The sequence below is a fragment of the Saccharicrinis aurantiacus genome (genome assembly GCF_947489045.1).
Classification (GTDB): Bacteria; Bacteroidota; Bacteroidia; order Bacteroidales; family Marinilabiliaceae; genus Saccharicrinis; species Saccharicrinis aurantiacus.
In genome coordinates this window covers 80,138-105,740 of record NZ_CANLCN010000019.1, presented here as the reverse complement: position 1 = coordinate 105,740, position 25,603 = coordinate 80,138, and the positions used below count along the sequence as shown (strand labels likewise).

At 33.7% G+C, this 25,603-nt stretch carries 22 protein-coding genes, 1 tRNA gene and 1 rRNA gene; 15 read left to right on the top strand and 9 right to left on the bottom strand.

Translation table 11 applies throughout. The annotated features are described in order from the left end of the window. The 3 genes from rrf to QMO11_RS18155 form a co-directional block, all read left to right on the top strand. A 5S ribosomal RNA gene (gene rrf, locus QMO11_RS22000) occupies positions 1 to 72 on the top strand; the annotation flags it as partial. Between the two features lie 102 nt (positions 73 to 174). Then, positions 175 to 247 (top strand) — tRNA-Met (locus QMO11_RS18160). Positions 248 to 430: 183 nt separating this feature from the next. Then, on the top strand, positions 431 to 883 hold the full coding sequence (locus QMO11_RS18155) for a hypothetical protein (RefSeq protein WP_282039000.1): 453 nt from the start codon (positions 431 to 433) through the stop codon (positions 881 to 883). Here the strand turns inward: QMO11_RS18155 and QMO11_RS18150 are convergent. From QMO11_RS18150 to modB, 3 genes are read right to left on the bottom strand one after another with little or no spacing between them, the layout of a single operon-like run. Continuing rightward, on the bottom strand, positions 880 to 2,559 hold the full coding sequence (locus QMO11_RS18150) for an RluA family pseudouridine synthase (protein WP_282038999.1): 1,680 nt from the start codon (positions 2,557 to 2,559) through the stop codon (positions 880 to 882). The two genes, QMO11_RS18155 and QMO11_RS18150, sit on opposite strands and share 4 nt — an antisense overlap. A 49-nt stretch (positions 2,560 to 2,608) precedes the next feature. Then, positions 2,609 to 3,700 carry a molybdenum ABC transporter ATP-binding protein gene (modC, locus tag QMO11_RS18145; protein WP_282038997.1) on the bottom strand — a complete coding sequence of 364 codons (1,092 nt, stop codon included), beginning with the start codon at positions 3,698 to 3,700 and terminating at the stop codon, positions 2,609 to 2,611. A 3-nt stretch (positions 3,701 to 3,703) separates the two neighbouring features. Next, positions 3,704 to 4,384 carry a molybdate ABC transporter permease subunit gene (gene modB, locus QMO11_RS18140; RefSeq protein WP_282038995.1) on the bottom strand — a complete coding sequence of 227 codons (681 nt, stop codon included), beginning with the start codon at positions 4,382 to 4,384 and terminating at the stop codon, positions 3,704 to 3,706. A 431-nt stretch (positions 4,385 to 4,815) separates the two neighbouring features. On the opposite strand from modB, the gene QMO11_RS18135 reads away from it, so the two are divergent. The 8 genes from QMO11_RS18135 (at position 4,816) to QMO11_RS18100 (ending at position 12,113) form a co-directional block, all read left to right on the top strand. Further along, positions 4,816 to 5,940, top strand: a complete 1,125-nt coding sequence (locus QMO11_RS18135; RefSeq protein ID WP_282038993.1) for an adenylate/guanylate cyclase domain-containing protein — start codon at positions 4,816 to 4,818, stop codon at positions 5,938 to 5,940. A 282-nt stretch (positions 5,941 to 6,222) separates the two neighbouring features. After that, positions 6,223 to 7,560, top strand: coding sequence for an NADP-specific glutamate dehydrogenase (gdhA, locus tag QMO11_RS18130; RefSeq protein WP_068471699.1), 1,338 nt, complete (start codon positions 6,223 to 6,225; stop codon positions 7,558 to 7,560). Between the two features lie 219 nt (positions 7,561 to 7,779). Beyond that, a complete protein-coding gene (locus tag QMO11_RS18125) occupies positions 7,780 to 8,553 on the top strand; it encodes a TatD family hydrolase (protein WP_282038991.1) in 774 nt (257 codons plus the stop codon). 49 nt (positions 8,554 to 8,602) lie between these two features. Then, positions 8,603 to 9,628 carry an asparaginase gene (locus QMO11_RS18120; protein ID WP_282038990.1) on the top strand — a complete coding sequence of 342 codons (1,026 nt, stop codon included), beginning with the start codon at positions 8,603 to 8,605 and terminating at the stop codon, positions 9,626 to 9,628. A gap of 148 nt (positions 9,629 to 9,776) precedes the next feature. Continuing rightward, positions 9,777 to 10,595 (top strand): MotA/TolQ/ExbB proton channel family protein, encoded by an 819-nt coding sequence (locus QMO11_RS18115; RefSeq protein ID WP_068471701.1) that lies wholly within the window; start codon positions 9,777 to 9,779, stop codon positions 10,593 to 10,595. A 7-nt stretch (positions 10,596 to 10,602) separates the two neighbouring features. Further along, positions 10,603 to 11,049 (top strand): hypothetical protein, encoded by a 447-nt coding sequence (locus QMO11_RS18110; protein ID WP_068471702.1) that lies wholly within the window; start codon positions 10,603 to 10,605, stop codon positions 11,047 to 11,049. Positions 11,050 to 11,058: 9 nt separating this feature from the next. Further along, positions 11,059 to 11,634 carry an ExbD/TolR family protein gene (locus tag QMO11_RS18105; protein ID WP_068471703.1) on the top strand — a complete coding sequence of 192 codons (576 nt, stop codon included), beginning with the start codon at positions 11,059 to 11,061 and terminating at the stop codon, positions 11,632 to 11,634. 5 nt (positions 11,635 to 11,639) lie between these two features. Further along, positions 11,640 to 12,113, top strand: coding sequence for an ExbD/TolR family protein (locus QMO11_RS18100; RefSeq protein ID WP_068471704.1), 474 nt, complete (start codon positions 11,640 to 11,642; stop codon positions 12,111 to 12,113). Positions 12,114 to 12,174: 61 nt separating this feature from the next. Here QMO11_RS18100 and cobT read toward each other — a convergent pair whose 3' ends face one another. Beyond that, positions 12,175 to 13,233: a nicotinate-nucleotide--dimethylbenzimidazole phosphoribosyltransferase gene (gene cobT, locus QMO11_RS18095; protein WP_282038989.1), complete on the bottom strand. Its 1,059-nt coding sequence runs from the start codon at positions 13,231 to 13,233 to the stop codon at positions 12,175 to 12,177. 119 nt (positions 13,234 to 13,352) lie between these two features. Between cobT and QMO11_RS18090 the strand changes: the two genes are divergently transcribed. Further along, positions 13,353 to 16,307, top strand: coding sequence for a PEP/pyruvate-binding domain-containing protein (locus QMO11_RS18090; RefSeq protein ID WP_282038988.1), 2,955 nt, complete (start codon positions 13,353 to 13,355; stop codon positions 16,305 to 16,307). 10 nt (positions 16,308 to 16,317) lie between these two features. Here QMO11_RS18090 and QMO11_RS18085 read toward each other — a convergent pair whose 3' ends face one another. Then, the gene (locus tag QMO11_RS18085) at positions 16,318 to 18,066 is read right to left on the bottom strand and encodes a response regulator (RefSeq protein ID WP_282038987.1); all 1,749 of its coding nucleotides are present in this window, start codon (positions 18,064 to 18,066) and stop codon (positions 16,318 to 16,320) included. A gap of 180 nt (positions 18,067 to 18,246) precedes the next feature. Here QMO11_RS18085 and QMO11_RS18080 point away from each other — a divergent pair, with 180 nt between their 5' ends. Both QMO11_RS18080 and ettA read left to right on the top strand, forming a co-directional pair. Continuing rightward, entirely contained in the window at positions 18,247 to 19,092 is an 846-nt protein-coding gene (locus QMO11_RS18080) for a beta/alpha barrel domain-containing protein (protein WP_282038985.1), read from the top strand. 111 nt (positions 19,093 to 19,203) lie between these two features. Next, positions 19,204 to 20,889 carry an energy-dependent translational throttle protein EttA gene (ettA, locus tag QMO11_RS18075; RefSeq protein ID WP_282038983.1) on the top strand — a complete coding sequence of 562 codons (1,686 nt, stop codon included), beginning with the start codon at positions 19,204 to 19,206 and terminating at the stop codon, positions 20,887 to 20,889. A gap of 52 nt (positions 20,890 to 20,941) precedes the next feature. Here ettA and QMO11_RS18070 read toward each other — a convergent pair whose 3' ends face one another. Then, on the bottom strand, positions 20,942 to 22,486 hold the full coding sequence (locus QMO11_RS18070) for a sensor histidine kinase (protein WP_282038981.1): 1,545 nt from the start codon (positions 22,484 to 22,486) through the stop codon (positions 20,942 to 20,944). A 307-nt stretch (positions 22,487 to 22,793) separates the two neighbouring features. Between QMO11_RS18070 and QMO11_RS18065 the strand changes: the two genes are divergently transcribed. Next, positions 22,794 to 23,054 (top strand): hypothetical protein, encoded by a 261-nt coding sequence (locus QMO11_RS18065; protein ID WP_282038980.1) that lies wholly within the window; start codon positions 22,794 to 22,796, stop codon positions 23,052 to 23,054. Here the strand turns inward: QMO11_RS18065 and QMO11_RS18060 are convergent. The 3 genes from QMO11_RS18060 to QMO11_RS18050 form a co-directional block, all read right to left on the bottom strand. After that, complete coding sequence (locus tag QMO11_RS18060; protein ID WP_282038978.1) at positions 23,051 to 23,542, bottom strand: flavodoxin; 492 nt, start codon at positions 23,540 to 23,542, stop codon at positions 23,051 to 23,053. The two genes, QMO11_RS18065 and QMO11_RS18060, sit on opposite strands and share 4 nt — an antisense overlap. Positions 23,543 to 23,606: 64 nt before the next feature. Beyond that, a complete protein-coding gene (locus QMO11_RS18055) occupies positions 23,607 to 24,248 on the bottom strand; it encodes an O-methyltransferase (RefSeq protein ID WP_282038976.1) in 642 nt (213 codons plus the stop codon). Between the two features lie 11 nt (positions 24,249 to 24,259). Then, positions 24,260 to 25,480: a M16 family metallopeptidase gene (locus tag QMO11_RS18050; RefSeq protein WP_282038974.1), complete on the bottom strand. Its 1,221-nt coding sequence runs from the start codon at positions 25,478 to 25,480 to the stop codon at positions 24,260 to 24,262. Positions 25,481 to 25,603 lie beyond the last annotated feature (123 nt).

The window sequence follows — 25,603 nt, the reverse complement described above, 5'->3', positions numbered from 1 at the left end:
CCGAACAGAGAAGTTAAGCCCTATAGCGCCGATGGTACTGCAGAAATGTGGGAGAGTAGGTCGCCGCCGACCTTTAAAAAAGAGCAATTGCATTTATTTGTAGTTGCTCTTTTTATAAAACAAAGGTGAGTCAAAGGACTCGTAAAAAGAGATTGTAATAATACAAAGATATATTGCGGGATGGAGCAGTTGGTAGCTCGTTGGGCTCATAACCCAAAGGTCATCAGTTCGAGTCTGGTTCCCGCTACTCAGAAAGCCGAAAGATTAAGTTCTTTCGGCTTTTTTTGTTTTGTTAAAATGGTTACAATGATCTATAGAGCTAAGTTTATATTGCTAGTGTGGATATAAGTAGATTCTAATTTTGATAGTTTTAGTTTTTTGGATTATCTTTAATATAACTCTGATTAACTTAACTCAAAATATTAAAATTATGAATTCTCTCACCTCTACTAATGTTACCTTTAATTTTCTAAAAGACTCTTCTGAATTTCTAAACTTAGTTTTAGATAATATTACTACAGTGGTTATGTTGTTAAATAGTAAAATGGAATTGGTTGCTTTTAATGAAACTATCAAAACTGTTTTTCCATATAGCAAACATAAGGATTTAAAATATGTTGATTGTGGGAAAGCTTTAGGGTGTTTGTCAAATATAGATAGACATAAGGGATGTGGTAATAATGCTAGTTGTGGTAATTGTGAGTTGAGATTAAGTGCAATAAATTCGTATTTAGAAAATAAGCCCACACATAGAAAAAGGATCGCTAAAGAGGTATATTCTGATGATAGAACTACTAAGCAGATCGAATTAGTTTACTCGACTAGAACATTTGTTTTTAGAGGTGAAAAATATCTTCTATTATTGATAGATCCTGTTAATTAAAAATTTGGATCTACCTGAAGGGTGATTGTTTTTTGTGTTCGGGGATGCTTGAACTTTATATATTCGGCGTGTAGGCATAATCGTTTACTGCGAGTTCCGTATAAATCATCACCTATAATTGGAGTATTTAATCCATTAGAATGTGCAGCATGAACTCTTAATTGATGGGTTCTACCTGTTAATGGATAAAAATAAATACGCGTTTTATCTTCTTCTATACCGATAACTTCCCATTTTGTAACAGCAGGCTTTCCATACTCATAGCAAACTAATTGATGCGGCCTATTGTCTAAATCAACTCTTAACGGCAGTTTAATATAACCGCAAGATTGTTCTATTACACCATCTAGTAGTGCTACGTATCTTTTTTTTATGCTTCTATCTAAAAACTGTTTCTGTATATGCTCATGAGCATCTTTGTTTTTTGCAATTATTAACAAACCAGATGTTGACATATCTAACCTGTGTATTATCACAGGGCCTGTGATTGTAGGATACATTTTAATTATTCTGTTTGCAACACAGTCGTTTTCTGTTTTCCCTGGAACAGATAATAAGTTTTCGGGTTTATTAACCACTACAATATCATCATCATCATAAATAACTTCTAGATCTTCAGTATGCTTTGGAATAAGTAATAGAGGATTAATATCTAACTCAATCCCTTCAAGCATATGTCCTAATATGGGTTTACACTTACTTTTACACGAAGGGTAGTAATATTTGTGCTTTCGAATTTTTGAACTAGGAGATTGTCCCCACCAAAATTCACACATACATATTGGTTGAAGCTGATTTTTGAATGCGTATTGCAATAGTTTTGGAGCAGCACACTCTCCTGCTCCTGCAGGAGGAACCTTTTGTGGTGTATTTTTGAATATCTCTGCTACGGATAGCTTCTGACCTTTGATATTTAAAAATAGGTATTGATTGAATAATTGTTGTTGTAAATCTGCTGATTTTTCTTTTCGTTTACTTTTTAAAGTATCAATCTCATTTTCAAGTTTCTTAAGTTCAACTTCAATAAGTTGTAACTCATCACTAAGTTTCTTATTTAGTACTTTATAATCGTATTGATGTTTTAAACTTTCGTTTTTTAGTTTTTCTTTTAATATTTCAAATTGCTCTTCAGATAAATGAGCCTGGGCATCCTGTCTTTTTTGTTTACGTACTTTCTTAGCAAGTTTCATCTCTTGCCTAAATGACTGAAGTTGAGACTCTGCATTACTTTTTTGGTTAAATAACTTTTCTTTTATCTGAATATATCCAGGCGCTTCTTCTAAGTTTTTAATGGTTTCATTAATTAGGCTAAGTTCATCTTCACCAACTCTAAAGAAACTACCTTCTTTTTGAAGGTCAAATATCGGGGGAACGAAATGAGGGAGTTGATTTTTGCCAGCTAGCTTGCCCGAAAATGCAGATAAATAACCAAGTTGTCCATTTTGGTTTTTTACCACCAAAACACCAAACATCTTTCCTACATTGCTTTTATTAACTCTTTCTTGAATTCCAAAATCATGTTGCCAGTCATTCTGGGATAGTAAATGCTCTTGTAACTCTTGAGCTGCTATCTCTGCTAAAAGATGCGGTTCGTAATTAAAGGGAAATGTAAAGTTACAAGGTAACTCTATATTTGATATTGGTGTTTTGAATGTTGTAAACAATGATTCTTGCATATGATGTTTGAAACTAGAGATGCAAAAATACAAAGCTTTAGCTAATTAACTAGAGCTTTATAGAATCTAAAGAAAGTGTTTTAAACAGACAATAAACGTTTGTACCAGTTTGGATTGATAAAATTCCGAGAGATGCTTTACTTACTTCACAAATTAGAGGGAAGCCGCAATCTACTAAGCATAATGTTCGAGGGGCATCTTCATAAATATTTGTTACAATTCCTTTAATTTGATTCCTGAACGATGTGTTTTTAACAGTTTCTGTCGCTATAACAATATCATCTGGTTTAAGAAATACTCTAACCTGATCGTTTAGGTTATAGTTATGCTTATTTGGCTCAAATAGTATGTTAATTTTATTGCCATTGTTCATGCCATTTAACTGGATAATTCCTTGTTCATTCTCTATTGATTTTACTTGCAAATCTATAATATTTATAACTCCAGGGAATAAGTTTTTTAAGTGTTTGTTTTGTATGATATTTTGTAAACTATCCGAAGAAGTTATCTTCCCATTTTCAATAATGCATAATCTATTGGTTAGTTTGAGGATGTCAGGAAGATCGTGACTTACCAGTAGAATTGGAATTTGTAGTTTTTTTGCAGCAGTAGCTATGTATGGAATTATTTGTATTCTAAGCTGTTGATCTAACGCACTAAAGGGTTCGTCAAGTAATAACACTTCAGGATTTGTGAGCAATGCTCTTCCTAGAGCTACGCGTTGTCTTTGTCCTCCTGAAATATTTTTAGGTAAGTGATCTTGTAAATCTCTTAATTCTAATAGACTAATTATTTCCTCGTAGTTTAATTTAGAGTTGGCGTTGCTAGTAAATCTTTGTCCGTATAAAAGGTTCTTTTTAACGTTAAGGTGAGGAAATAGTCTTCCCTCTTGAAAAACATATGCTACCCTGCGTTTATGAGTTGGAACAAAAATCTTTTTGTTAGAGGAAGAAAGAAAGCGATTCCCAACTTTTATTTCACCTTCATATTTCAGTCCAACCCCACTGATGCATTGCAATAAAGTTGTTTTCCCCGCACCACTTTTACCAAATATGCCTGTGATTCCGGGTGGGAAACTATTTTTCATCTTAAAATCAAATGTGCCAACTTTTAAGGATATGTCAATTTCTAAACTCTGCATCGTTTATTTTGTTAGGTTTTTCTTTTTCTGATAGAAATATTCCGAGCCAATTATAGCAGCAAAAGATATTATTACTGAAATCCCGACTAAATAGAATGTCTCATGTTCTTGTCCAGGAACCTGCATCTTTGCATATATTGCAAGAGGTAATGTTCTTGTTTCACCAGCAATATTTCCTGCAAAAGTTATTGTAGCTCCAAATTCACCTAAGCTTCTGGCAAATGCTAGAACAAATCCTCCAAGTATTCCGGGTGTAGCTAATGGTAAGGTTATATAAACGAAAGTTTGTAAAGGTGATGCACCTAGTGTTTTAGATGCCTGTTCTAGGTTTGGGTCTACCATTTCCATGGCTACCTTTACAGATCTCATGATTAATGGAAAAGAAACAATAGCACTAGCAATTACAGCCGCTTCAAATGTAAATGCTATTTTTATGTCAAATGTATTTTTAAGGAATGTTCCTAACAAACTATTTGACCCTAATAGGATCAATAGCAAATAACCAGTTGTTACAGGTGGCATTACCATTGGCAAGTGAAGAATTGCTTCAATAATTGATTTGCCTTTAAAGTTTCTGCGTGCCAAAAAATACCCTATTATAATCGCAATTGGCAATGCTATTATAGAGGTATAAAGGGCTACTTTTAATGATAACCAAATAGATAAATAATCGTTTGATGTCATATTTAGGTTGTTTTTCAATTTATCACTAAAGTGATGCCATAAATATTTAAAGAATGTAATAACCAAAAAGCAGATCTACTAAAAAACTCATTTATAATCATTAATAGCACTTATATTAATTTCGTTTTTATAAGAAAAATAATAGCGGATTTTCATTCAAGGGCATTTACTACATAATTGTAATTTAATATATATTGGAAATACATTTTAAGTACTGTCTGTTAACTATATTAGTAGTCAATGTTATGATTTAATTTGTACATATCATCGTCTCGTTGAATGAATCCATTTGTTCATGTAATAATAGCTATAGTTAATCACTAAGTTTTAACATTCGTAAGCTGTAATAAGTATAAATAATTGTATTAATAAAAGTTAAATTTATAAGAGCTCATATTAATACGACCAATTTAATCCCTTAATATAAGCTTATGCATCAAACAAAGCGTAAAAAATTACTTTTAGTAGATGACATGGATGTCATTTTAGACGTAATTATGATTCACCTCGATGAATTTGAGCAAAATTTTGATTATGTACGTGCTAGTAATGGTAGGGAAGCATGCAAGCTTGCATTGGTAGAACAACCAGACCTTATATTAATGGATTGGGAAATGCCTGTTATGAATGGAATAGAGGCTCTCGGGATTCTTAAAAAGAATGCAAGAACAAAAGATATCCCGGTTGTTATACTTTCAGGTTTTACTGAATCCGATAATGTTAAGGTAGCTCTTGAAACTGGTGCTGTCGATTATATTAGGAAACCAATTGATTCTGTTGAATTGATAGCTCGTGTCAGATCTGTTCTGGCATTAAATTCTGCCTTTGAAGCCCTCAAACAAAAATCTCAGGAGCTCGTAATTGAAAGAGAAAAAGTTGAAAAAATACTCCGAGGAGTTATTCCTTCTCAGGTCATAAATGAGATTAAGGACTCAGGACAAATAAAACCCAAGCGATATAAACATGCCTCAGTTATGTTTGCCGACTTAGTTGGTTTTACTCAAAAAACCAATAAGATGTCGCCAAAAAGGTTAATTGATGAGCTAAATGATATTTTTTCAGCTTTTGATAGAATAGTTGCCAATAATAATTGTACCAGAATAAAAACAATTGGTGATGCATACTTAGCAGTTGCAGGTTTACCCATTGAAGACGATGATCATGCGAAGAACCTTGTAAATGCTGCAATAGAATTCAGAAGATTTATTGCCCAAAGAAATAAGACTAAAAATATAGAGTGGGATTTAACTGTGGGAGTTAATAGTGGAAGCATAATTGGAAGTTTAATTGGCCATGAAAACTTTTTATTTGATATTTTCGGAGATAGTGTAAATGTTGCTGCTAGGCTGCAAGGTCAATGCTTACCTATGCGAATTGCAATTAGTGAGAGTACGTATTATGGAGTATACAAACATTTTAATTGCAGTTTAAAAGGAAACGTTGAAATGAAAGGAGTTGGGAGTATGAATGTTTATAATATTATAGATGATTATAGACAGTCTCAGATTGATTTAATTGATTTTGCCCATGATAACGTATCATATAATATTTTTTAATATTATTTTTCTATATGTGTATAAACTAACTAATCCTCCTTACTTTCATAAATCAGAAATATCGATACAAAACAATAGCTATTGTTATTAATAGCATAGTATTTAATTACTAAAATTAAAAAGTAATACATAATTACTTATAGCTTCATTTTTTAACTTTAGGATAAAAATATAAATAAGGTTTTTAAAGCTTCTATTATTTCGTATACCTTGTTATATGTCATGATTTCGATAATCTTTAATATCTATTTTTGATTAAATAAAACTTAAAATATAACTATCATGGAGGCACAAATAAAGGAGTTCATGGATGGTGTTAGGATGAAGAACCCTGGCGAAGATGAATTTTTACAAGCAGTAGAAGAAGTAGTTGAAACAGTCTGGGATTTTTATCAAGAAAACCCTCATTATAAAAAGGCCAAAATTCTTGAACGAATGACAGAGCCTGAACGTGTAATCATGTTTCGTGTTCCATGGGTTGATGATAATGGCGAAGTTCATGTAAACAGAGGCTTTAGAGTTGAGTTCAATAGCGCAATTGGCCCCTATAAAGGAGGTTTACGTTTTCACCCAAGTGTTACTTTAAGTGGATTAAAGTTTTTAGGCTTCGAGCAAACCTTTAAAAATAGTCTTACGAGTCTCCCAATGGGTGGTGGAAAAGGAGGATCTGATTTTAACCCAAAAGGTAAAACTGATTTTGAAATTATGCGCTTCTGTCAAGCCTTTATGAGCGAGTTGTATCGTCATATAGGACCAAATACTGATGTGCCTGCCGGAGATATTGGTGTTGGAGGTAGAGAAATTGGTTATCTGTTTGGGCAATACAAAAAATTACGTAACGAATTTACTGGCGTATTAACTGGTAAAGGAATAGAATATGGCGGAAGTCTGATTAGACCTGAGGCTACTGGTTATGGAGCCATTTATTTTGTGCGCGAGATGTTGGCAGAAAAGGATGATTCTTTAAAAGGTAAAACTGTAGCTTTATCTGGGTTTGGTAATGTTGCTTGGGGCGCGGCTACAAAAGCTGTAGAGCTAGGAGCAAAAGTGGTTACATTATCAGGACCAGATGGATATATTTATGATGCTGAAGGTGTAAGTGGAGATAAAATTGATTTCCTATTGGAGCTTAGAGCTTCAAACCAAGATATTATTAAACCATATGCAGATCAATTTGGCGTTGAGTTTTTTGAAGGCAAGAAACCTTGGGATCAAAAAGTAGATATTGCAATTCCATGCGCTATTCAGAACGAACTCAATAAAGAGGATTGTGAATTGTTAATTGCCAATGGTTGTACTTTAATTGCTGAGGCTTCAAATATGGGTTGTACAGCTGAAGCTGCTTTTTTAGCATCAGAGAAAATTAGCTTTGCTCCAGGAAAAGCAGTTAATGCCGGAGGAGTTGCTGTTTCAGGATTGGAAATGAGCCAGAATAGTATGCGAATTAATTGGAGTGAAGAAGAAGTTGATCAAAAACTCAATCAAATTATGACTAATATTCATAAGGTTTGCGTTGAGTATGGAACTGGATTTGATGGTTCGGTAAATTATATAAAAGGTGCTAATATTGGTGGTTTTGTAAAAGTAGCCGATGCGATGATGGCACAAGGAATAGTATAAAGGCATAAATCTTTTGAAATATAAATAGCCTCGAAGAAACTCTCTTCGAGGCTTTGTTATAATAGTTAGGATATACAATAATGTTAGAATAATTAATAATTTTGCAAATTAGGTTAGTATGTCTGTCTTTAAACAGTTCAGTGCTGTTGTTGGTTATTCTATTGTAAAGATTCTAATACTAATTATTATACAAAGAATTTAAAGTAAATTACTACTATTATGATTATTGATACGCATTCACATATCTATTCAGAACAATTTGATGAAGATAGAGATGCAATGATCCAAAGAGCTTTTGAAAGCGAAACTCAAGTTATTTTAATGCCGAATGTTGATGTAGCTTCAATTGAACCCATGCTTCAAATAGAGGCTAAGTATCCTAATAATTGTTTTTCAATGATGGGTCTTCACCCTACATCTGTAAATAAAGATTATCAGTTGCAGCTAGATGAAATGTATAAAGCTCTTTCTCAACATAAATATATTGCAGTTGGAGAAATTGGTATTGATTTATATTGGGATAAAACTTTTGTTAATCAACAAATAGATGCATTTAAGCAACAGATTACTTGGGCTAAAGAATTTGATTTACCGATAGTGATACATGCTCGTGATGCTTTTGACGAAGTTTTTCAAGTTATGGATGATATGGGAGTGAGTGATATCAAAGGAGTCTTCCATAGCTTTACAGGTAATTATGATCAGGCAATTAAAGCGCTCAGTTACGATGGATTTAAGTTGGCGATCAATGGAGTGGTTACCTTTAAAAATTCTGGATTAGATAAAGTAGTAGAGCAATTATCATTAAACGACTTAGTATTGGAGACTGATGCGCCATATCTCACACCGACTCCATACAGAGGAAAAAGAAATGAACCTAAGCATATCAGTTTAGTTGCAAAAAAAGTTGGAGAGATATTTGATGTATCCACCCAAGAAGTTGCAACGATTACAACACAAAATGCAAGAGCTTTATTTGCTTTGCCAGCATAACAATTTTACAAAGTAGAATTCTATTATCAATTTTAAATACCCTAGATAAGTGAAGAGGAGAGTACTAATTATATATACAGGTGGAACAATTGGGATGGTTAACGATCCTGAAACAAACTCTTTGGTGCCGTTTGACTTTGAGTTAATAGAAGAGAAGGTTCCTGAATTAAAACGATTTGATTTTGTTGTCGATTCTACAACGTTTAATCCCATAATAGACTCTTCTGATATGAACCCTGAGGTATGGGGGAAAATTGGTGTTTTATTAGAAGAAAACTATGATCTATATGATGGTTTTGTTGTATTGCACGGAACAGATACGATGGCATATACGGCAAGTGCGCTTAGTTTTATGGCATTTAACCTTCGAAAACCTATTGTTTTTACGGGGAGTCAGTTACCAATGGGAACCCTTCGTACTGATGGGAAAGAGAATCTAATTACGGCTTTAGATATCGCCTCAACTTATCAGGATGGATTACCGATGGTACCTGAGGTATGTATCTTTTTTCAAGATAAGCTATTTAGAGCAAATAGAACTACCAAATATAATGCAGAGCACTTTAGAGCTTTTAGGTCTGATAATTACCCACCTCTTGCTGAAGTTGGAATACACATAAAATATAATCATCCTTATATTCTTAATTCTGAAGAAAAAGGTGAATTTTTTGTGGCTAAAAAAATGAATACTAATGTTGGGTTGTTAAAGGTATTTCCTGGTATGGACAGGAGTTTTTTAGAAGCAGTTTTAAATGCTCCTGGTCTAGAAGCAGTTGTTCTTGAGACATTTGGATCTGGCAATGCACCTACTAAGAAGTGGTTTTTAGAAGCTATTGAAAAAGCTGTCCAAAACGGATTAATAGTTCTAAATGTAACACAATGTTTAGCTGGTCACGTAGAAATGTCGAGATATGAAACAGGTGTTCATTTATTAGAGGCAGGAGTATTTAGCGGCTATGACATCACCACAGAGAGTGCTATTACAAAATTGATGTATTTGCTAGGTAATTGTGAAAGTAAAGAAGAAATTAAAGTAAAGTTAAATAAATCATTAAAAGGCGAAATATATATTTAGGCTTTGTATTTGCCGATTTTTTTGTATTTTGCGCATCTGAAAAATTCAGGATTTCAATTATTAACTTGTTTATTGCGAATAAGAAGGGATTTATAGCATTAAACTACAGTATTAACAAACTAATACAAACAAAAATTTTTTACAGACTATGAAAAAGCTATTTGCGTTTTTTGCAGTTTTCGGGATGCTAACATTAGGTGCATCAACAATTTATGCTCAAGATGAAACTGGGGCAGAAGTAGAAACTGTTGCTGAAGAAGGAGCTACTGAAGAGGTAGCAGTTGAAGAGGTTGCTGAAGAAGCTGCTACTGAGGTAGAAGCTGAAGCGCCTAAGGGTATTCACAAACAAATTAAAGCGAAATTCATCGAGGGTGGTGCTGGTTTTATGAGTTTTGTAGTATTAGCATTGATTTTTGGTTTAGCGCTTTGTATTGAGCGTATTATTTACCTAAATCTTGCATCTACAAACACTAAGAAACTTCTTCAAAACATTGAAGACGCTTTAAATGAAGGCGGTGTAGAAGCTGCAAAAGAGGTATGTCGTAACACACGTGGCCCTGTTGCATCTATCTTTTACCAAGGTTTAGATCGTTTCGACGAAGGTATCGATGTTGTTGAAAAGTCAGTTGTTTCTTACGGATCTGTTCAAATGGGTCTTTTAGAGAAAAATCTTACTTGGATTTCATTATTTATCGCTCTTGCTCCTATGTTAGGATTTATGGGTACGGTAATTGGTATGATTGACGCGTTCGATAAAATCCAATCTATGGGTGATGTTTCTGCAACAGCAGTAGCAGGAGGTATTAAAGTTGCACTTATTACAACTGTAACAGGTTTGATCGTTGCAATGATTCTTCAAATTTTTTACAACTACATCGTTTCTAAAATTGATGGTATTGTAAATAATATGGAAGATGCTTCTATCTCTTTATTAGATATTTTATTAAAGTACAACATGAAAAAATAAGTTAAACATGAGTAAACTTGCAAAAATAATAACTTATATACTATTTGCGCTAATTGCTGTTTCTGCTGTTTTCGTTGTTATGCTCTTTACGGGTGGCGAAGTTGTAGGAGAAACATACTATACTCCTGTTTATACTGATAATTTTTTGAATTGGGCTAAGTTTTTAGCAGCAGGTGCTGCAGTCCTAACTTTATTATTTGAAGTGTATCATGTTATAGTAAGTCCAAAAAATGCTGCACGTAGTTTAATTTCTATTGCGATATTAGCAGTTATTGCATTAGTATCATACAGCTTAGCTGATGATACTGCATTACAGCTTGGTGGATATGAAGGAACAGATAATGTACCTTCAATGTTAAAAATGACTGGTGGTTTTATGTATAGTACATATATCCTTTTAGGGGGTGTAATTGTATCTATCATTGTAGCTGAGGTTTCAAAAATGGTTAAATAGTAGTTAATTATGGGAAAAAGATCTGTACCAGAAGTGAATGCCGGGTCAATGGCCGATATTGCATTCCTTCTACTCATATTCTTCCTTGTTACAACTACCATGGATACCGATTCAGGTTTATCACGACGTCTTCCTCCTCCAGTGGAGCAAGAGGAAACAGATACTCCTCCTATTAAAGAAAGAAACGTTTTTACGGTTCTTTTGAATAGTAAAAATCAACTTCTAGTAGAAGGGAAACCCATGCGAGTTGAAGAACTCAAGGATGCTACGAAGGAATTTATTTTGAATGAGGGTCGAGATGAAAAATTACCAGAGTTTAATCAGGTAGAAATTGATTATTTCGGCTTATATGAAGTTTCAAAAGGAATTATCTCGTTGCAAAATGATAACGGAACTCAATATGCAAAATATCTAATGGTTCAAAATGAACTTCAGAGAGCATATAGTGAGTTGAGAAATGAGTTAGCTCGAAGAAAATTCAGGAAAGATTATGCCGACATCGAAGATGAGGAACAAAAGGCAATTAGAAAAATCTATCCACAAAGAATTTCTGAGGCAGAACCTAAAAATATTGGTAAAAATTAATTGGTATGGCAAAGTTTAGAAAGAAAAAAAGTGGAGAGCAACAAGCGATCAACACAGCTTCTTTGCCTGATATCGTATTTATGCTACTTTTCTTTTTCATGGTTTCAACAACTATGAAAGAGGTAACTTTAAAAGTTAGTATACAAGCTCCAGAAGCAACTGAGTTAGCTAAGTTGGAAAAAAAGAGTTTGGTAACTTACATTTATGTTGGTGTGCCTACAAAGCAATACCAATCGATGTATGGTACTGAGCCTAGAGTACAACTGAATGATCAGTTTGCAACTGTGGCAGATATTCAAAGTTACATTGCACAAGAGCGTGATGCTATGAAAGAGAATGATCGTCCAAAGATGACTACCTCAATCAAAGCGGATTATGATTGTCCAATGGGTATTATTACTGAAATTAAACAGGCACTGCGTAAGGCACAAGCTTTAAAAATTAACTATTCAGCTCGACAAAAAGTTGAGTATAATTAATAGTTAATTATGACATATAAAAAAGGGATTCGTAAGAATCCCTTTTTTTGTGCTCTATATTTTATAATACGCTTTCCCCGTGTTCCGTTGTATCTGTAATATCAGCCTCTTCAAAACTAGTCATGTCATTTATCATGGCAATTGCACCTTCAATTATTGGATACGCCAATGCCGCACCTGTGCCTTCACCTAACCTTAAATCAAGGTCAAGTATTGGATTTCCTTTTAGAAAGTTTATCATTAAACTATGACCGCCTTCTTTTGATTCGTGTGAATGAATTACATAATCAATTACATTATTATTGATCGCATGTGCAGCTAGTAAGGCTGAGGTTATAATAAAACCATCATTGATAATTAGCATATTAAGCTCCGCAGCCTTTAACATACCGCCTGTTATAGTGGCAATCTCGAGTCCACCAAATTGGCTTAGAATATCAATAGGGTCATTTGAAGTTAGATTATTCTCTATGGCAGTGTTTAGTACTTTAAATTTGTGTTTTATGCCATCTGTGTTTAGCCCACTTCCTGCACCAACACATTCTTTAAGTGGAATATCAGCATATAAACTTAAAAGTATTGATGCAGGTGATGTATTTCCAATACCCATTTCACCAAAAGCAATTACATTGCATCCTTTTTTGTGAATATCAGCAACTATTTTAGCTCCATTTTCTATTGCCTGAATGCATTCTTTTCTTGTCATAGCTGACCCTTTCAGGAAGTTGCCTGACCCTTTTTTTACTTTAGCATTTATTATTGAAGTTGATTCGTTAAAATCATAATCTACCCCAGCATCTACAATACTTAACTCTATATTGTATTGTTTAGCTAAAAGTCCTATACCACCGCCGCCTTGTGAAAAATTAATCATTTGTTGCCATGTGATTTCTTGGGGACAAGGACTAACACCTTCCTCACAAATATTATGGTCTGAACCAACAACTACAATATGAGGTTTGCTTAGTTTTGGTTGAAGTGTCTTTTGTATTTTAGCAACTTGAAAAGCTATTTTTTCGAGTTTACCTAATGAACCAAGTGGTTTAGTTTTGTGATCAATCTTGTACTTTATCTTATCATCGAGATCTGTACAAATAGGATCTATTTTGAAGTTTATCATGATTCTTAATTTAAGCTTATTCGTTCTATTATAAATATGTTTTGACTGGAGATGTGATTAATACCATTTTATTCAGCTCATAAAATTAGTATTTTTGATAAATATCAACTGAATAATATATGGAAAGCGATAATAAAGTTCAACCATTAGGTTTTTTTGCAGAAACGGCTTTTAGCAACCTGATGCAGAATCGGATTCAAACTGTATTATTAATATGCAGTAGTTATGATGCTTTCTTATTGGAAGAGGATGGTAGAATAGAAGAACAAATATTTAATGAGTATGTATCGTTAAATCTTAGATATCCACCAAAGTTTATTAGAGTAAGCTCTTCTGAGGAGGCTTTAAAGCATTTAGAAACTCATTCCATTGATTTAATTATATCGATGTTAAGTATTGGCGGGATGGATCCTTTTATTTTAACGCAAACTATTAAGAGTCGGTATGAGGATATTCCTATTGTAGTATTAACTCCTTTTTCCCGTGAAGTTACACTAACCCTTAGCCGAGAAGATACCAGTGCGATCGATTATATTTTTTGTTGGCTTGGTAATGCCGACATCCTTTTGGCTATTATTAAGCTCATCGAGGATGAAATGAATGCAGATCATGATGTAAATCAAATTGGTGTACAATGTATTATTCTTGTTGAGGATTCTGTACGATTTTATTCTTCTTATTTGCCAACAATTTACAAGATTGTGTTTAATCAGTCTAAAAAGTTTATGACTGAAGGTTTAAATGAACACCAAAAGATGCTCAGAATGCGTGGGCGTCCGAAAATATTAATGGCTAGGGATTATGAAGAGGCAGTTAATTTATATGAGAAGTATAAGTCAAATGTTCTAGGCATTATTTCTGATGTTTCATTTAATAAAGAGGGAGTAAAATTTGAAAAAGCAGGTGTTGCATTAGCGAAAATGGTGAAGCGTGAGAACCCTTTTATGCCGTTTTTATTGCAATCTTCAGATAAAGAAATTGGACTAATTGCACGAGAGATAAAGGTTGGGTTTCTGCATAAGTATGCGAAGAATTTATTGCACGAGCTCAAGCATTTTTTGAAAGTATATTTAGCTTTTGGAGATTTTGTTTTTGTTGACCCGGTTAGTTTAAAGGAGGTCGCACGTGTTAGTAATCTAAAGAGTTTACAAGAAAAGTTAAGTACTATTCCTGATGATTCATTGCGTTATCATTTTGAGCGTGATCATGTTTCTAAATGGCTTAATGCAAGGGCTCTATTTCCAGTGGCAGAAGTTGTTAAAAGCCTAAAGGTTGAAGATTTTGATTCTCTTGAGCTGACAAAAAGGTTCTTAATTGAAACGATTTCCAATTATAGAATTTCCAAAAATAAGGGTGTAATAGCTAAGTTTTATCCTGATAAATATGATAGTTATGTTAGGTTTGCTCGTATAGGTAACGGCTCAATAGGTGGTAAAGCGCGCGGTTTGGCTTTTCTTAATAATATGATTAAGAAGCATAGCGAGGAGTTGTATTTTGATAATGTTGATATTTCAATACCACGAACAGTTGTAATCGGCACTGATGTTTTTGAGTTATTCATGGAGTACAATAATCTTTATGAAATTGCATTATCTGATTTACCAGATGATGTAATACTAAAAAGATTTGTAGAGGCTAAGTTACCAAGCATGTCTAAACTATATCTAGAAAAGTTTATCACAGTAATTAAAAATCCTATAGCTATACGTTCCTCAAGTGTTTTGGAGGATAGTCATTATCAGCCTTTTGCAGGCATTTATTCTACCTATATGGTGAGTAATACCGATTCGGAGGAGGTGGTTATGAAACAAATTGGTGATGCCATAAAATGTGTATATGCTTCTGTCTATTTTAAGGCAAGTAAGGCTTATATGGAGGCAACAATGAATATTATTGATGAAGAGAAAATGGGAATTGTTCTACAAGAAGTCGTAGGTCAAACCCATGGAAATAGATTTTATCCTACCATATCTGGTGTTGCTAGGTCTGTTAATTTTTATCCTATACCTCCAGAGCAATCGAGTGATGGTATTGTAAATGTGGCGCTTGGTTTGGGAAAACAGATAGTTGAAGGTGGTGTTTCTTTGCGTTTTTCTCCAAAATTCCCACAAAAGTCACTGCAGTTGTCTACGCCTGAGTTTACGATTCGTGAAACGCAAAAGAAATTCTTTGCCTTAGATATGGATAATACCAGTTTTGTGCCATCAACAGATGACGCTGTTAACTTACTTCATTTGGATATCAAAAAGGCAAAGGAGGATGGAGCATTACGATGGTTAGGATCAGTATATGATTATCAGAATAATATTATTCGTGATGGACTGCATGCAAAAGGAATTCCATTGGTGACCTTTTCTAATATTCTGAAGCATGATGCTTTTCCACTTGCAGAAGTAGTTGAGCGAGTGATGAAACTTGGCCAGAAAAAGATGAATCAACCGGTAGAAATTGAGTTCGCTGTTGACTTGCAGGCGAAAGGAGGTCGTCATACATTTTATCCCTTGCAAATACGCCCTATTGTTGATGATGATGAATCGATAAAAGAGGATTTGGAATCATGTGATGTCAACAATGAGTTATTGTTTTCAAGCTCAGCTCTAGGTAATGGTGTTATTAGCGATGTTTGCGATATTGTATATGTTAAGTCTGCTAAGTTTGATGCATCTCGTACCATAGATATGGTTCCTACTGTCGAAAAAATCAATAAAGTTTTACGAGAAGAGAATAAGAATTACTTGCTCATCGGACCGGGAAGATGGGGTTCGCAAGATCCTTGGTTGGGTATTCCTGTAAAGTGGCCACAAATATCTGCGGCTAGAGTTATTGTTGAAACATCTCTTGATGGTTTTGCAGTTGACCCTAGTCAAGGGACACATTTTTTTCAGAACCTTACATCTCTTCGAGTTGGGTATTTAACTTTGGGGAAAGATGAAGATAAGTTTGATGAGTCGTATTTGAATGAACTACCTGCGGTTTTTGAAGATGAATTTATTAGGCATGTTCAAGTATTAAATCCAATATCAATGAGAATTGATGGAAAAAAAGGAATAGCTGCCATATCATATCCCAAATAGCTCGAAATTTTCAATTGTTTGAGAGTTTCGATTTAATTTTCTCAATTAAGGTATCCGGTTGGAATGGTTTGCTCATATAGTCATCCATTCCAGCATCTAAACAGCGCTGTTTATCCTCAGGAAATGCATTTGCAGTTATCGCAATAATTGGGGTGTGGCTATTGGTGCTTTGTTCAATCTCACGAATCTTTCTGGTTGCTTTTAAGCCATCCATAATTGGCATTTGCACATCCATAAGAATTACATCAAACTTTGCGTTTCCGAATTTATTTAATGCTTCTTTACCGTTGTTAGCAACTTCTATCTTTTTTACCATATTTTTTAGGTAGAGGAGGATAATTTGCTGATTGCTTATATTATCTTCCACAAGAAGGAGTGTCGCATTCTTCATTTCTATTGGTTCCTTATACAGCTTCGTGTCGGTGTCCAATCTCTTTTTTATTTGTAAAACTGAGCTGCTGTATTTATTTTCTTTAAAAGTTATACCAAATTCAATGCACGTTTCATCAACTTTGGGTGTTATAATTAAGGTATGACCATCTTGCTCTATTAATTTCTTAGTTAATTCCAACTCTAAGAATTGAATGTATTTTGTACTATTTAGCCTAAATATTTCTTGTTCTTGTATTAAGCCATTTGAACTAAATTCTTTAGGAAAGGGAATGTGTCCGTGGGTAATTATTTTAAACATCAGATTAATATCACCAGGCATGCCATTCGTTTTTGCTACCTCAATTTTAAGGGTCTGGTCTTCACTAATATTATATTTTGCTATGCTATTTAAGATATTTAAAAATATCTGTTTTGTTTTAATTGAATTACCAATTAATGAGTTAGGAATATCAGCAGAAAATGAAAGGCTAAACTTTTGTTTGGCGTTATTATTTGAAAATATCCTAATAGTATTGGTAAGTGTAGAGTAGAGGTTAAAACTAATTTTTTCTTCCGGAATTGGGTTTATATTAACCGATGAATCTGTCACAAGGTTGGTAACAACACTAACTAGGTTATTGGCAGATGCGTGAATTGTATTAATATAGTCTCGCTGATCTTCTGTTAATTCTGTTTTGTCAAGGATGTCTAGAATTCCAGTAATGTTACTTAATGGGGTTCTTATCTGTCTTGATAAGTTAGAGATTTGTTCATCCTTAGAGTTTTTGCTGTTCTGAGTATTAATCACATCCTGCTCTTTGGAAAGCATTACCTCTGCATATATAAATTTTAAAGTATACGCTATGATAAATGCAAAACAGAAATAGATTGAAAATAACACCATTAGATTTATGGAGTATTGAGTTGCATTCGGTATTATTTTAGAAAAGAGAGTAAAGTCTAAAATCATAAATGCTAGAATAAATAAAGAATGATAGGCCCCTTTTTTTCTGCCAAATAAATTAATGACTATAAAAGGGAATATTCCTACCCAAATTATATTTATTCCGGAAGTACCAGAAAAGACGATAAAAAAGATGAAAGTAATACTTACAAAAGCGAATAAAATCTCTTTGTAATAAGTGGTAGACTTACCACTACGCCCCATTACTAAGTAGTTTGTAGCATATAAAATGCTGAATAGTAATAATGGTCCGGCAAAGAATAAATCCTCTTCCAATAATGAAACAATTCCTTCAGAAAAAACGATTACAAATAAAAAGAAGTTAACAACGTTAGCAAATAGTATATTTGTTTTCGATTCTACTTCAATATTTTCATCTTGATCGGTAGAAAAGTGCATTAAGAATCGGTTGATTAATCTCATCGTATTTTTGTATTTAAGTTAGTGGCCATTATAACACTTTTTAAAAATAATGTTGTTAAAAAGTAACCTTTAACTATATTTTTCGAAAGAGCTATTGACTGCATTATTTAAAAGTAGCATCATTATTTTATTAATCTATTTTTTTAGTAAAAAAGTACCTCAAAAAAAAGAAAAAGCGATATGAAACAAATTTTATCAACTATAGTGGTATGCTTATTTTGTTTAAATGGAATAAGCCAGAAGCTTTCAACAGAAAAGGATTATAAAGATTTTTTTGATACCAAAACTTATGTTGTGAAAGATGAAAATCCAATGTCGGATTTTAACTTTATGATTCAAAAGGTGATGCCTAATGTATGGGATGTTACAGATTACGAAATTATTTCAATTAAAGAGTTTGAGGAGAAAAGACGTGATCCTTCATATTCATTTATTGTAACTTCTACGGTAACTTTTAATAAGGATAAAACAAAAGCCAGATATACTTTTTTGAGTTTACTGATGGGGGCTGATGTTGCCAATATATCACAAATGCCAGACTTGTGTTCAATTCCATTGTCGTATGTTCGCGTTGAGGATGATAGTTACGCCTATAAAATGGAAGGTTTTATTCGTTTTATTCAAGATCATGTTAAGTTGGTATCTAGCAATCCAAGCATGATAAACTCAAATATTTTTAAATATTACAATAAAAATATTCAAAGTTTAAAGGATAAGACTTTATTGTTGGTAAAAGATGATTTAACATCAGAAACCAATTCAATTAGTAAAATTAAAAGTGTATATCCATACGATGTGAAAATTGTTTCGCAAGAAGAAGTTGAGGAGGCTATTGCTGCTAAAGATGACGATGTTGTGTTTTTACATAAAGTTGGTCCTGAAGGAACCAAGTATAAAGCACGTTGTTATAAAATTGTTATTGGTGCTGCAGATTCAAAGTTTTATTATTTTGATTATCATATGGTAACTCCGAAAAAACGTGATGGAATGTTACTGAAGGATTTTAAAACAATGGGAAAAAAATAAACAAATAAGTAATATAATAGCAAAGCTCAACTGAATTGTCGGTTGAGCTTTTTTTGTGATCAATTTTAGTTAAATTCGCAGTTCAAATTAATAATAAAAATTTACACTTTTATGTCTGACGATAAGAAGGTTATATTCTCTATGGTTGGGGTGAGCAAAGTTGTGCCGCCACAAAAAAAAATACTTAATAATATATATTTGTCTTTCTTCTATGGGGCAAAAATTGGTATCATTGGTTTGAATGGTTCTGGTAAGTCTACACTAATGAAAATTATTGCCGGTGTTGACAAAAACTTTCAAGGTGAGGTGGTTTTTTCTGCGGGTTATTCAATTGGCATGTTAGAACAAGAGCCGCTTCTTGATGAGGCCAAAACGGTGAAGCAAGTTGTTGAAGAAGGGGTGCAAGAAGTAGTTGATGTATTGGCAGCTTACAATGCTGTTAACGAAAAATTTGCAGATCCAGAGGTATTGGAAGATCCTGACAAGATGCAAGCTTTAATGGATGAGCAGGCTAAATTGCAAGAAAAAATTGATCAACATGATGCTTGGAATTTAGATACAAAGTTGAATAGAGCGATGGATGCATTACGTTGTCCTGATGAAGATAAGTTGGTAAAGCACCTTTCAGGAGGAGAAAAGCGCCGTGTGGCATTGTGTAGATTATTGCTTCAAGAGCCTGATGTTTTATTATTGGATGAGCCAACTAACCACCTTGACGCAGAATCTGTACAATGGTTAGAAATGCATTTGCAGCAATATAAAGGAACTGTTATATCAGTAACGCATGATCGTTACTTCTTAGATAATGTAGCTGGTTGGATTCTTGAGCTTGATCGAGGTGAAGGTATTCCTTGGAAAGGAAATTATTCTTCATGGTTAGATCAAAAGACCAAAAGAATGGAGCAGGAAGAGAAAACTGTTTCTAAACGCAGAAAAACATTAGAGCGCGAGTTAGAGTGGGTACGAATGGCTCCGAAAGCACGTCAGGCTAAATCTAAGGCGCGTTTATCTTCATACGATAAACTATTAGATGAAGATGTGAAGCAGAAAGAAGAAAAGTTAGAGATTTTTATTCCAAACGGACCTCGATTAGGAGATAAGGTTATAGAGTCGCATAAAGTAGCCAAGGCTTTTGATCAGCAATTGCTTTTTGAAGATCTTGAGTTTGTTTTGCCTAAGAATGGTATCGTAGGGGTTATTGGTCCTAATGGTGCTGGTAAAACAACTTTATTCCGGATGATCATGGGATTAGAGGATGTTGATTCTGGTACTTTTGAGGTTGGAGAAACTGTTAAAGTGGGCTATGTGGATCAGACTCATGAATCCATGGATGAAGAAAAAACAGTTTATCAAGTTGTAGCCGACGGACAGGAAACCATAAAAATTGGAGGACGAGAACTTAACTCTCGTGCTTATTTAGGTCGTTTTAACTTTACAGGAGGAGATCAAGAAAAGAAATGTGGTGTTCTTTCAGGAGGTGAGCGAAATCGTCTGCATTTGGCAATGACATTAAAAGAAGAGGCAAATGTTCTTCTTCTTGATGAGCCTACCAATGATATTGATGTAAATACCTTGCGTGCCCTAGAGGAAGGTTTAGATGATTTTGCTGGATGTGCTGTTGTTATATCGCATGATCGTTGGTTCCTCGATCGCGTAGCTACGCACATTCTTGCTTTTGAGGGAGATTCTGTTGTATATTATTTCGAAGGATCGTTTTCTGAATATGAGGAAAATAAGAAAAGAAGACTTGGAGATGTTGGACCGAAGCGTATTAGATATAAGAAGTTAGTGAAGTAATTCTAACAAAATATAAAGGCTATTCATTTAATGAATAGCCTTTTTCAATTGATTAATCTATTTGTTTTAGCGGCAGTTCAAAGTAGAACTTAGACCCGATGTTAAGTTCTGATTCCACCCAAATTTCGCCATTCATCATATGAACTAGGTTTTTACATATGGATAAACCTAAACCAGTACCTTTTTCTTTCTTTAAATCACTATTACTGATTTGTGTAAACCGATTAAAAATATGCTCTATATCGTTAGGATGTATTCCGATACCACTATCTTTTACCGCAAATAAAACACTATCATTACTGCTCTTTGCTATTATCTCAACAGTTCCTTCCTTGGTGAATTTAAGCGCATTATTTATTAGGTTAGTTAAAACTTGTTGTATTTTATATTTATCGCCATTATATGTGCTAGAGCTGAGTTCATCTAGTGTAAATATGATCTTATTCTGATTGAGTAGCGCAATTGAATTAAAGAAATTTTGTAACTCATTAAACAACTCATGAATATTAAATGGTCCATTCTCAAGTATTACTTGTCCAGTTTCAATTTTCGAAATTTCTAATAAGTCATTAATTATTCCCAAAAGTTGCTGACCGTTATTGAGTATTAAATTTAAATATTCTTGGCGTGTGCTTGGATTAATAGTCGGATTCTTAAGTAGTTCTGTAAATCCTATAATGCCATTCATTGGAGTGCGAATTTCATGGCTCATATTTGCTAAGAACGCTGATTTTAATCGGTCACTTTCTTCTGCTTTTTCTTTAGCTAATACTAACTCTTCATTGGTTCTTAATAAATCATTTTTTACTTTGTTTCGTTCCCTTAAGTCTCTAACTATTGTTAAATAATAGCTTTGATCGGGTTTTGTCGAATTCATTTCAATCGGAATTCGTTCTCCTTCTTTTGAAACAATATAACGTTCTAGGATGATGGTGCCACCCTTATCTAAAGTATCAAATTGCAGAGGTGAGTTGGTTAGTGATTCCTTATCAAATATTTTTGAGATGTGTTGGTTGATAATTTCATCTTTTTGATAGCCAACCATATTTAGGAAGCCATGGTTTACATCTATTATTTTACCTTCAAGATTACCTATTAAAATGCCATCTCCAGCATGTTCAACAACGGTCCTATACTTTTTTTCGCTTGCTTTTAGTTTCTCTGCAACTTTTAGATGTTCAGTTATATCCCTTAAAATTACTACTCTAGATTTTGCAGTTTCATTGAGTAAGTAGTTTTTACCCCGAACTTCAGCAATGAAGGTTGATCCATCTTTTCTTACGGCAGCAACGTTGTAGGGTTCTTCTGATCCACTAATCATCATATTGTAAGCCAATTCTTTGTATTCGGGTAAAATAACATCAGTGGCATACATGCCGATTAGTTCTTCTAATTTGTACCCTAACATATCACAGCCACTCTGATTTGCATCTACACAATATCCATTTTGAGTAATGAATATGCCTTCAAAAGTGGCTTCTGAAAGAGCCTTGTATCGGGATTCTTTTTCTATGTATTCGTTTATTAATGCTGATTTTTCGTCATTACTTAATGTGTCAAAATCATCATTAGAATCGGGTTTTATATATCTTTTCATTCTAATAAATTCAAAAAAGTATAAGCAAATTGATTGGGTATTATCAATACATCTAGATCTCAAGTTATGTAAAAAAATAATAGTACTCTAAATTATAGAATACCTTTATGGTGTGAATTAAAATCCTAACGATAGATGCATTGATTCTTTAGATTAAAAATAAGACTTCGCTTTATAAAATGAAGTGGATCACAAATTTGCTCACCACCGCAAGATTGCTGTTAATCATTATTTTTATAAGAATATACCTTGGAGTTGGTGTAATTTTCTACTTTTGTGTTAGTTAAGCATTATTGCGAATAGGTAGATGGGGAAAAGTAAAAAGAAATCGGATTCAAAGAAGGAAACAACTGCGTTAACACCTAGTGCTTTGCGCAGGACTAGGAAGGCTACATTTATGCTTAATGAGAAGGAGGAAGCTGCTATAGATGCTTATTGCAAGAAAAATAGAATCAAAAATAAATCGAAATTCATGCGAGAAGTGTTAATGCGTACCGTTATGGATCACTTTATGGAGGACTATCCAACCCTTTTTGATAAAAAGGATATGGATAGAATTATTGTTTAAAATTGTAGCGTTTTAACCCACTCAGTTAATCTATAATCCGTTAAGTCGGGCTCATTATCTTCATCTAAGGCAAGGCCAACAAATTCACCATCTACAACAGCTATTGACTCCGAAAAATCGTACTCATCAATTGGCCAGCTGCCAATAAAGTTAGATCCTTTATCTTTTATTAGTTCAAAAAGTTTACCCATCCCGTTACAATAAGTATCAGGATATGTAAATTGATCTCCGAGGCCAAATAATGCAATGGTTTTGCCATTTAGATTGCAAGTTACAAGTGTATCCACAAAACTTTCAAAATCATCTTGTAAATTCCCAACTCCCCAAGTTGATGTACCTAAAATAAGGATGTCAAACGATTCTATTATTTCTTGAGATGCTTTTTCAACCGGAGTTAGTATCGAATTTGGTATTAAATCAGCGAGTTTTTCTGCAACAAATCGAGTATTCCCGACAGATGATCCGTAAAATATTCCAATTTTTTTCATAGAATAACTGCTTTTAGTTGTTAGTGATTAGGTAGCAGAACGTGATGTGCTGCAAAATGTTTATTTATTTCTTCTTGATAACAAAAATGCCATCCCTAAAAGGGAAAATAACTTTTTCTACTCTGTTATCATTTTTAACCATTTTATTAAAATCTAAAATACCCTTGGTGTATTTATCATTGGGGTCTAATTTCTGAATGACCTTTCCATCCCAAAGAATGTTATCGGCTAATATGTAACCACCAGGATTTAAGAGTTGATAGCAAATCTCATAATAATCTGGATATTGCCTTTTATCACCATCCATAAAAATTAGATCGTATTTTTTGTTTAGTGTCGGCATAATATCCATGGCATCGCCAATATGCATTTTTATCTTATCGGCATAGCCTGATTTCTGAAAAAAACTTTCGGTAAAAGGTTTTATTTCATCATCAATATCAATGGTATCTATAAAACCATTTTGTGGTAAAGTTTGCGCCATGCAGATGCACGAATAGCCAGTAAATGTGCCAATCTCTAATATATTGGTTGGCTGCACCATATTACAAATCATTTTAAGGATTTGTCCTTGTAGGTGGCCCGATAACATACGAGGACGAAGAATTTTTAGATGCGTTTGTCTATTCAGCTCATATAGCAGCTTATCTTCGTCGTTAATATGGTCTAGTATATAATTTTCGAGTTCAATGTCTGTTTTGAACATACTGGTATTAATTATAGGTAAACAAGTTGTGAAAATTGGTCGGGATTAAAGGTTTGGTTTGCAATTTCCATTAAATCGGATGCACTTATGGCATCAATTTTTTCATAAATATATTCTAAAGAATCTACCTTGTTATAAAGCAAATAGCTTTTAGCAATGTTAAGCATTAAGCTTTCTTTATTTTCAGATGAAATGGCAATTTGACCTTTTAATTGACGTTTGGCCTTGTGCAATTGCATTGCGCCCAATTTATTATTTCTGAGATCGGCGAGTTCTTTATGAACTATTCGAATACTCTTATCGATATTCTTTTTATCGGTGCCTAAATAGATAGAGAAAACTCCTGTGCCATAAAATGGGGTATAAGTAGATTCAATGTTATAAGCAATTCCTCTTTTTTCTCGGAGTGACATATTCAATCTACTATTCATCCCCGGACCACCCAATAAGTTATTTAGTAGGTGCAAGCCTAATCGGTTAGGGTGTTTATAGTCAAATGCAGTACCTCCAATTATAATATGGCTTTGATAGGTGTCTTTATCAATTGTGATATTTTGTGGAGATGTTTTAATAATTGAATCGCGCTTGTTAATTCTTGGATTTGATTGAATATGACCAAAATATTTTTCAGCCAAGCGTACCACTCGTTTAAAATCTTCACTACCAACAGAACAAAATACCATTTGATCAGTATGGTAGTTGTTCTTCATAAATGTAAATATATCTTCTCGGGTAAAGCTTTTTAGCATTTCAGGTGTGCCCAGGATGTTTCTGCCTATGGCATGGTTGGGGTAAAGTAGTTCTTCAAAATCGTCGAAGATTAATTCGGCCGGAGAATCTTTATACGAGTTGATTTCATCAACAATTACTTCTTTCTCTTTTATTAATTCTTTTTCAGGAAATATAGAATGAAAAGTAATATCAGCAATCAAATCCATCGATCGCTCATAATCATCTTTCAAGTAGGTAGCATAAATACATGTCTCTTCTTTAGTAGTGTAGGCATTTAATTCTCCGCCTACATCATCAAGCCTGCTCAGTACATGATATGCTCGCCTCTTTTTAGTTCCTTTAAAAACTACATGCTCAATAAAATGCGCCATCCCATGCTCATGCTCCTTTTCGTCTCTCGACCCTGCATTTATTATCATGCCACAATACCCAACTTCCGATTTTTCGGGTTTGTGTATGATGCGTATTCCGTTTTCTAAAGTATGTGTATAAAATTCCATAAAAAAATATTGGAGTGCAAAAGTACTAAAGTACAGCGTATTTCAATACCTATAGCAATAAAAATAATAGAGAAACTTTAAAAAGAATTTTGAGGTATAAAATCTTTGTGTATATTTGCACCG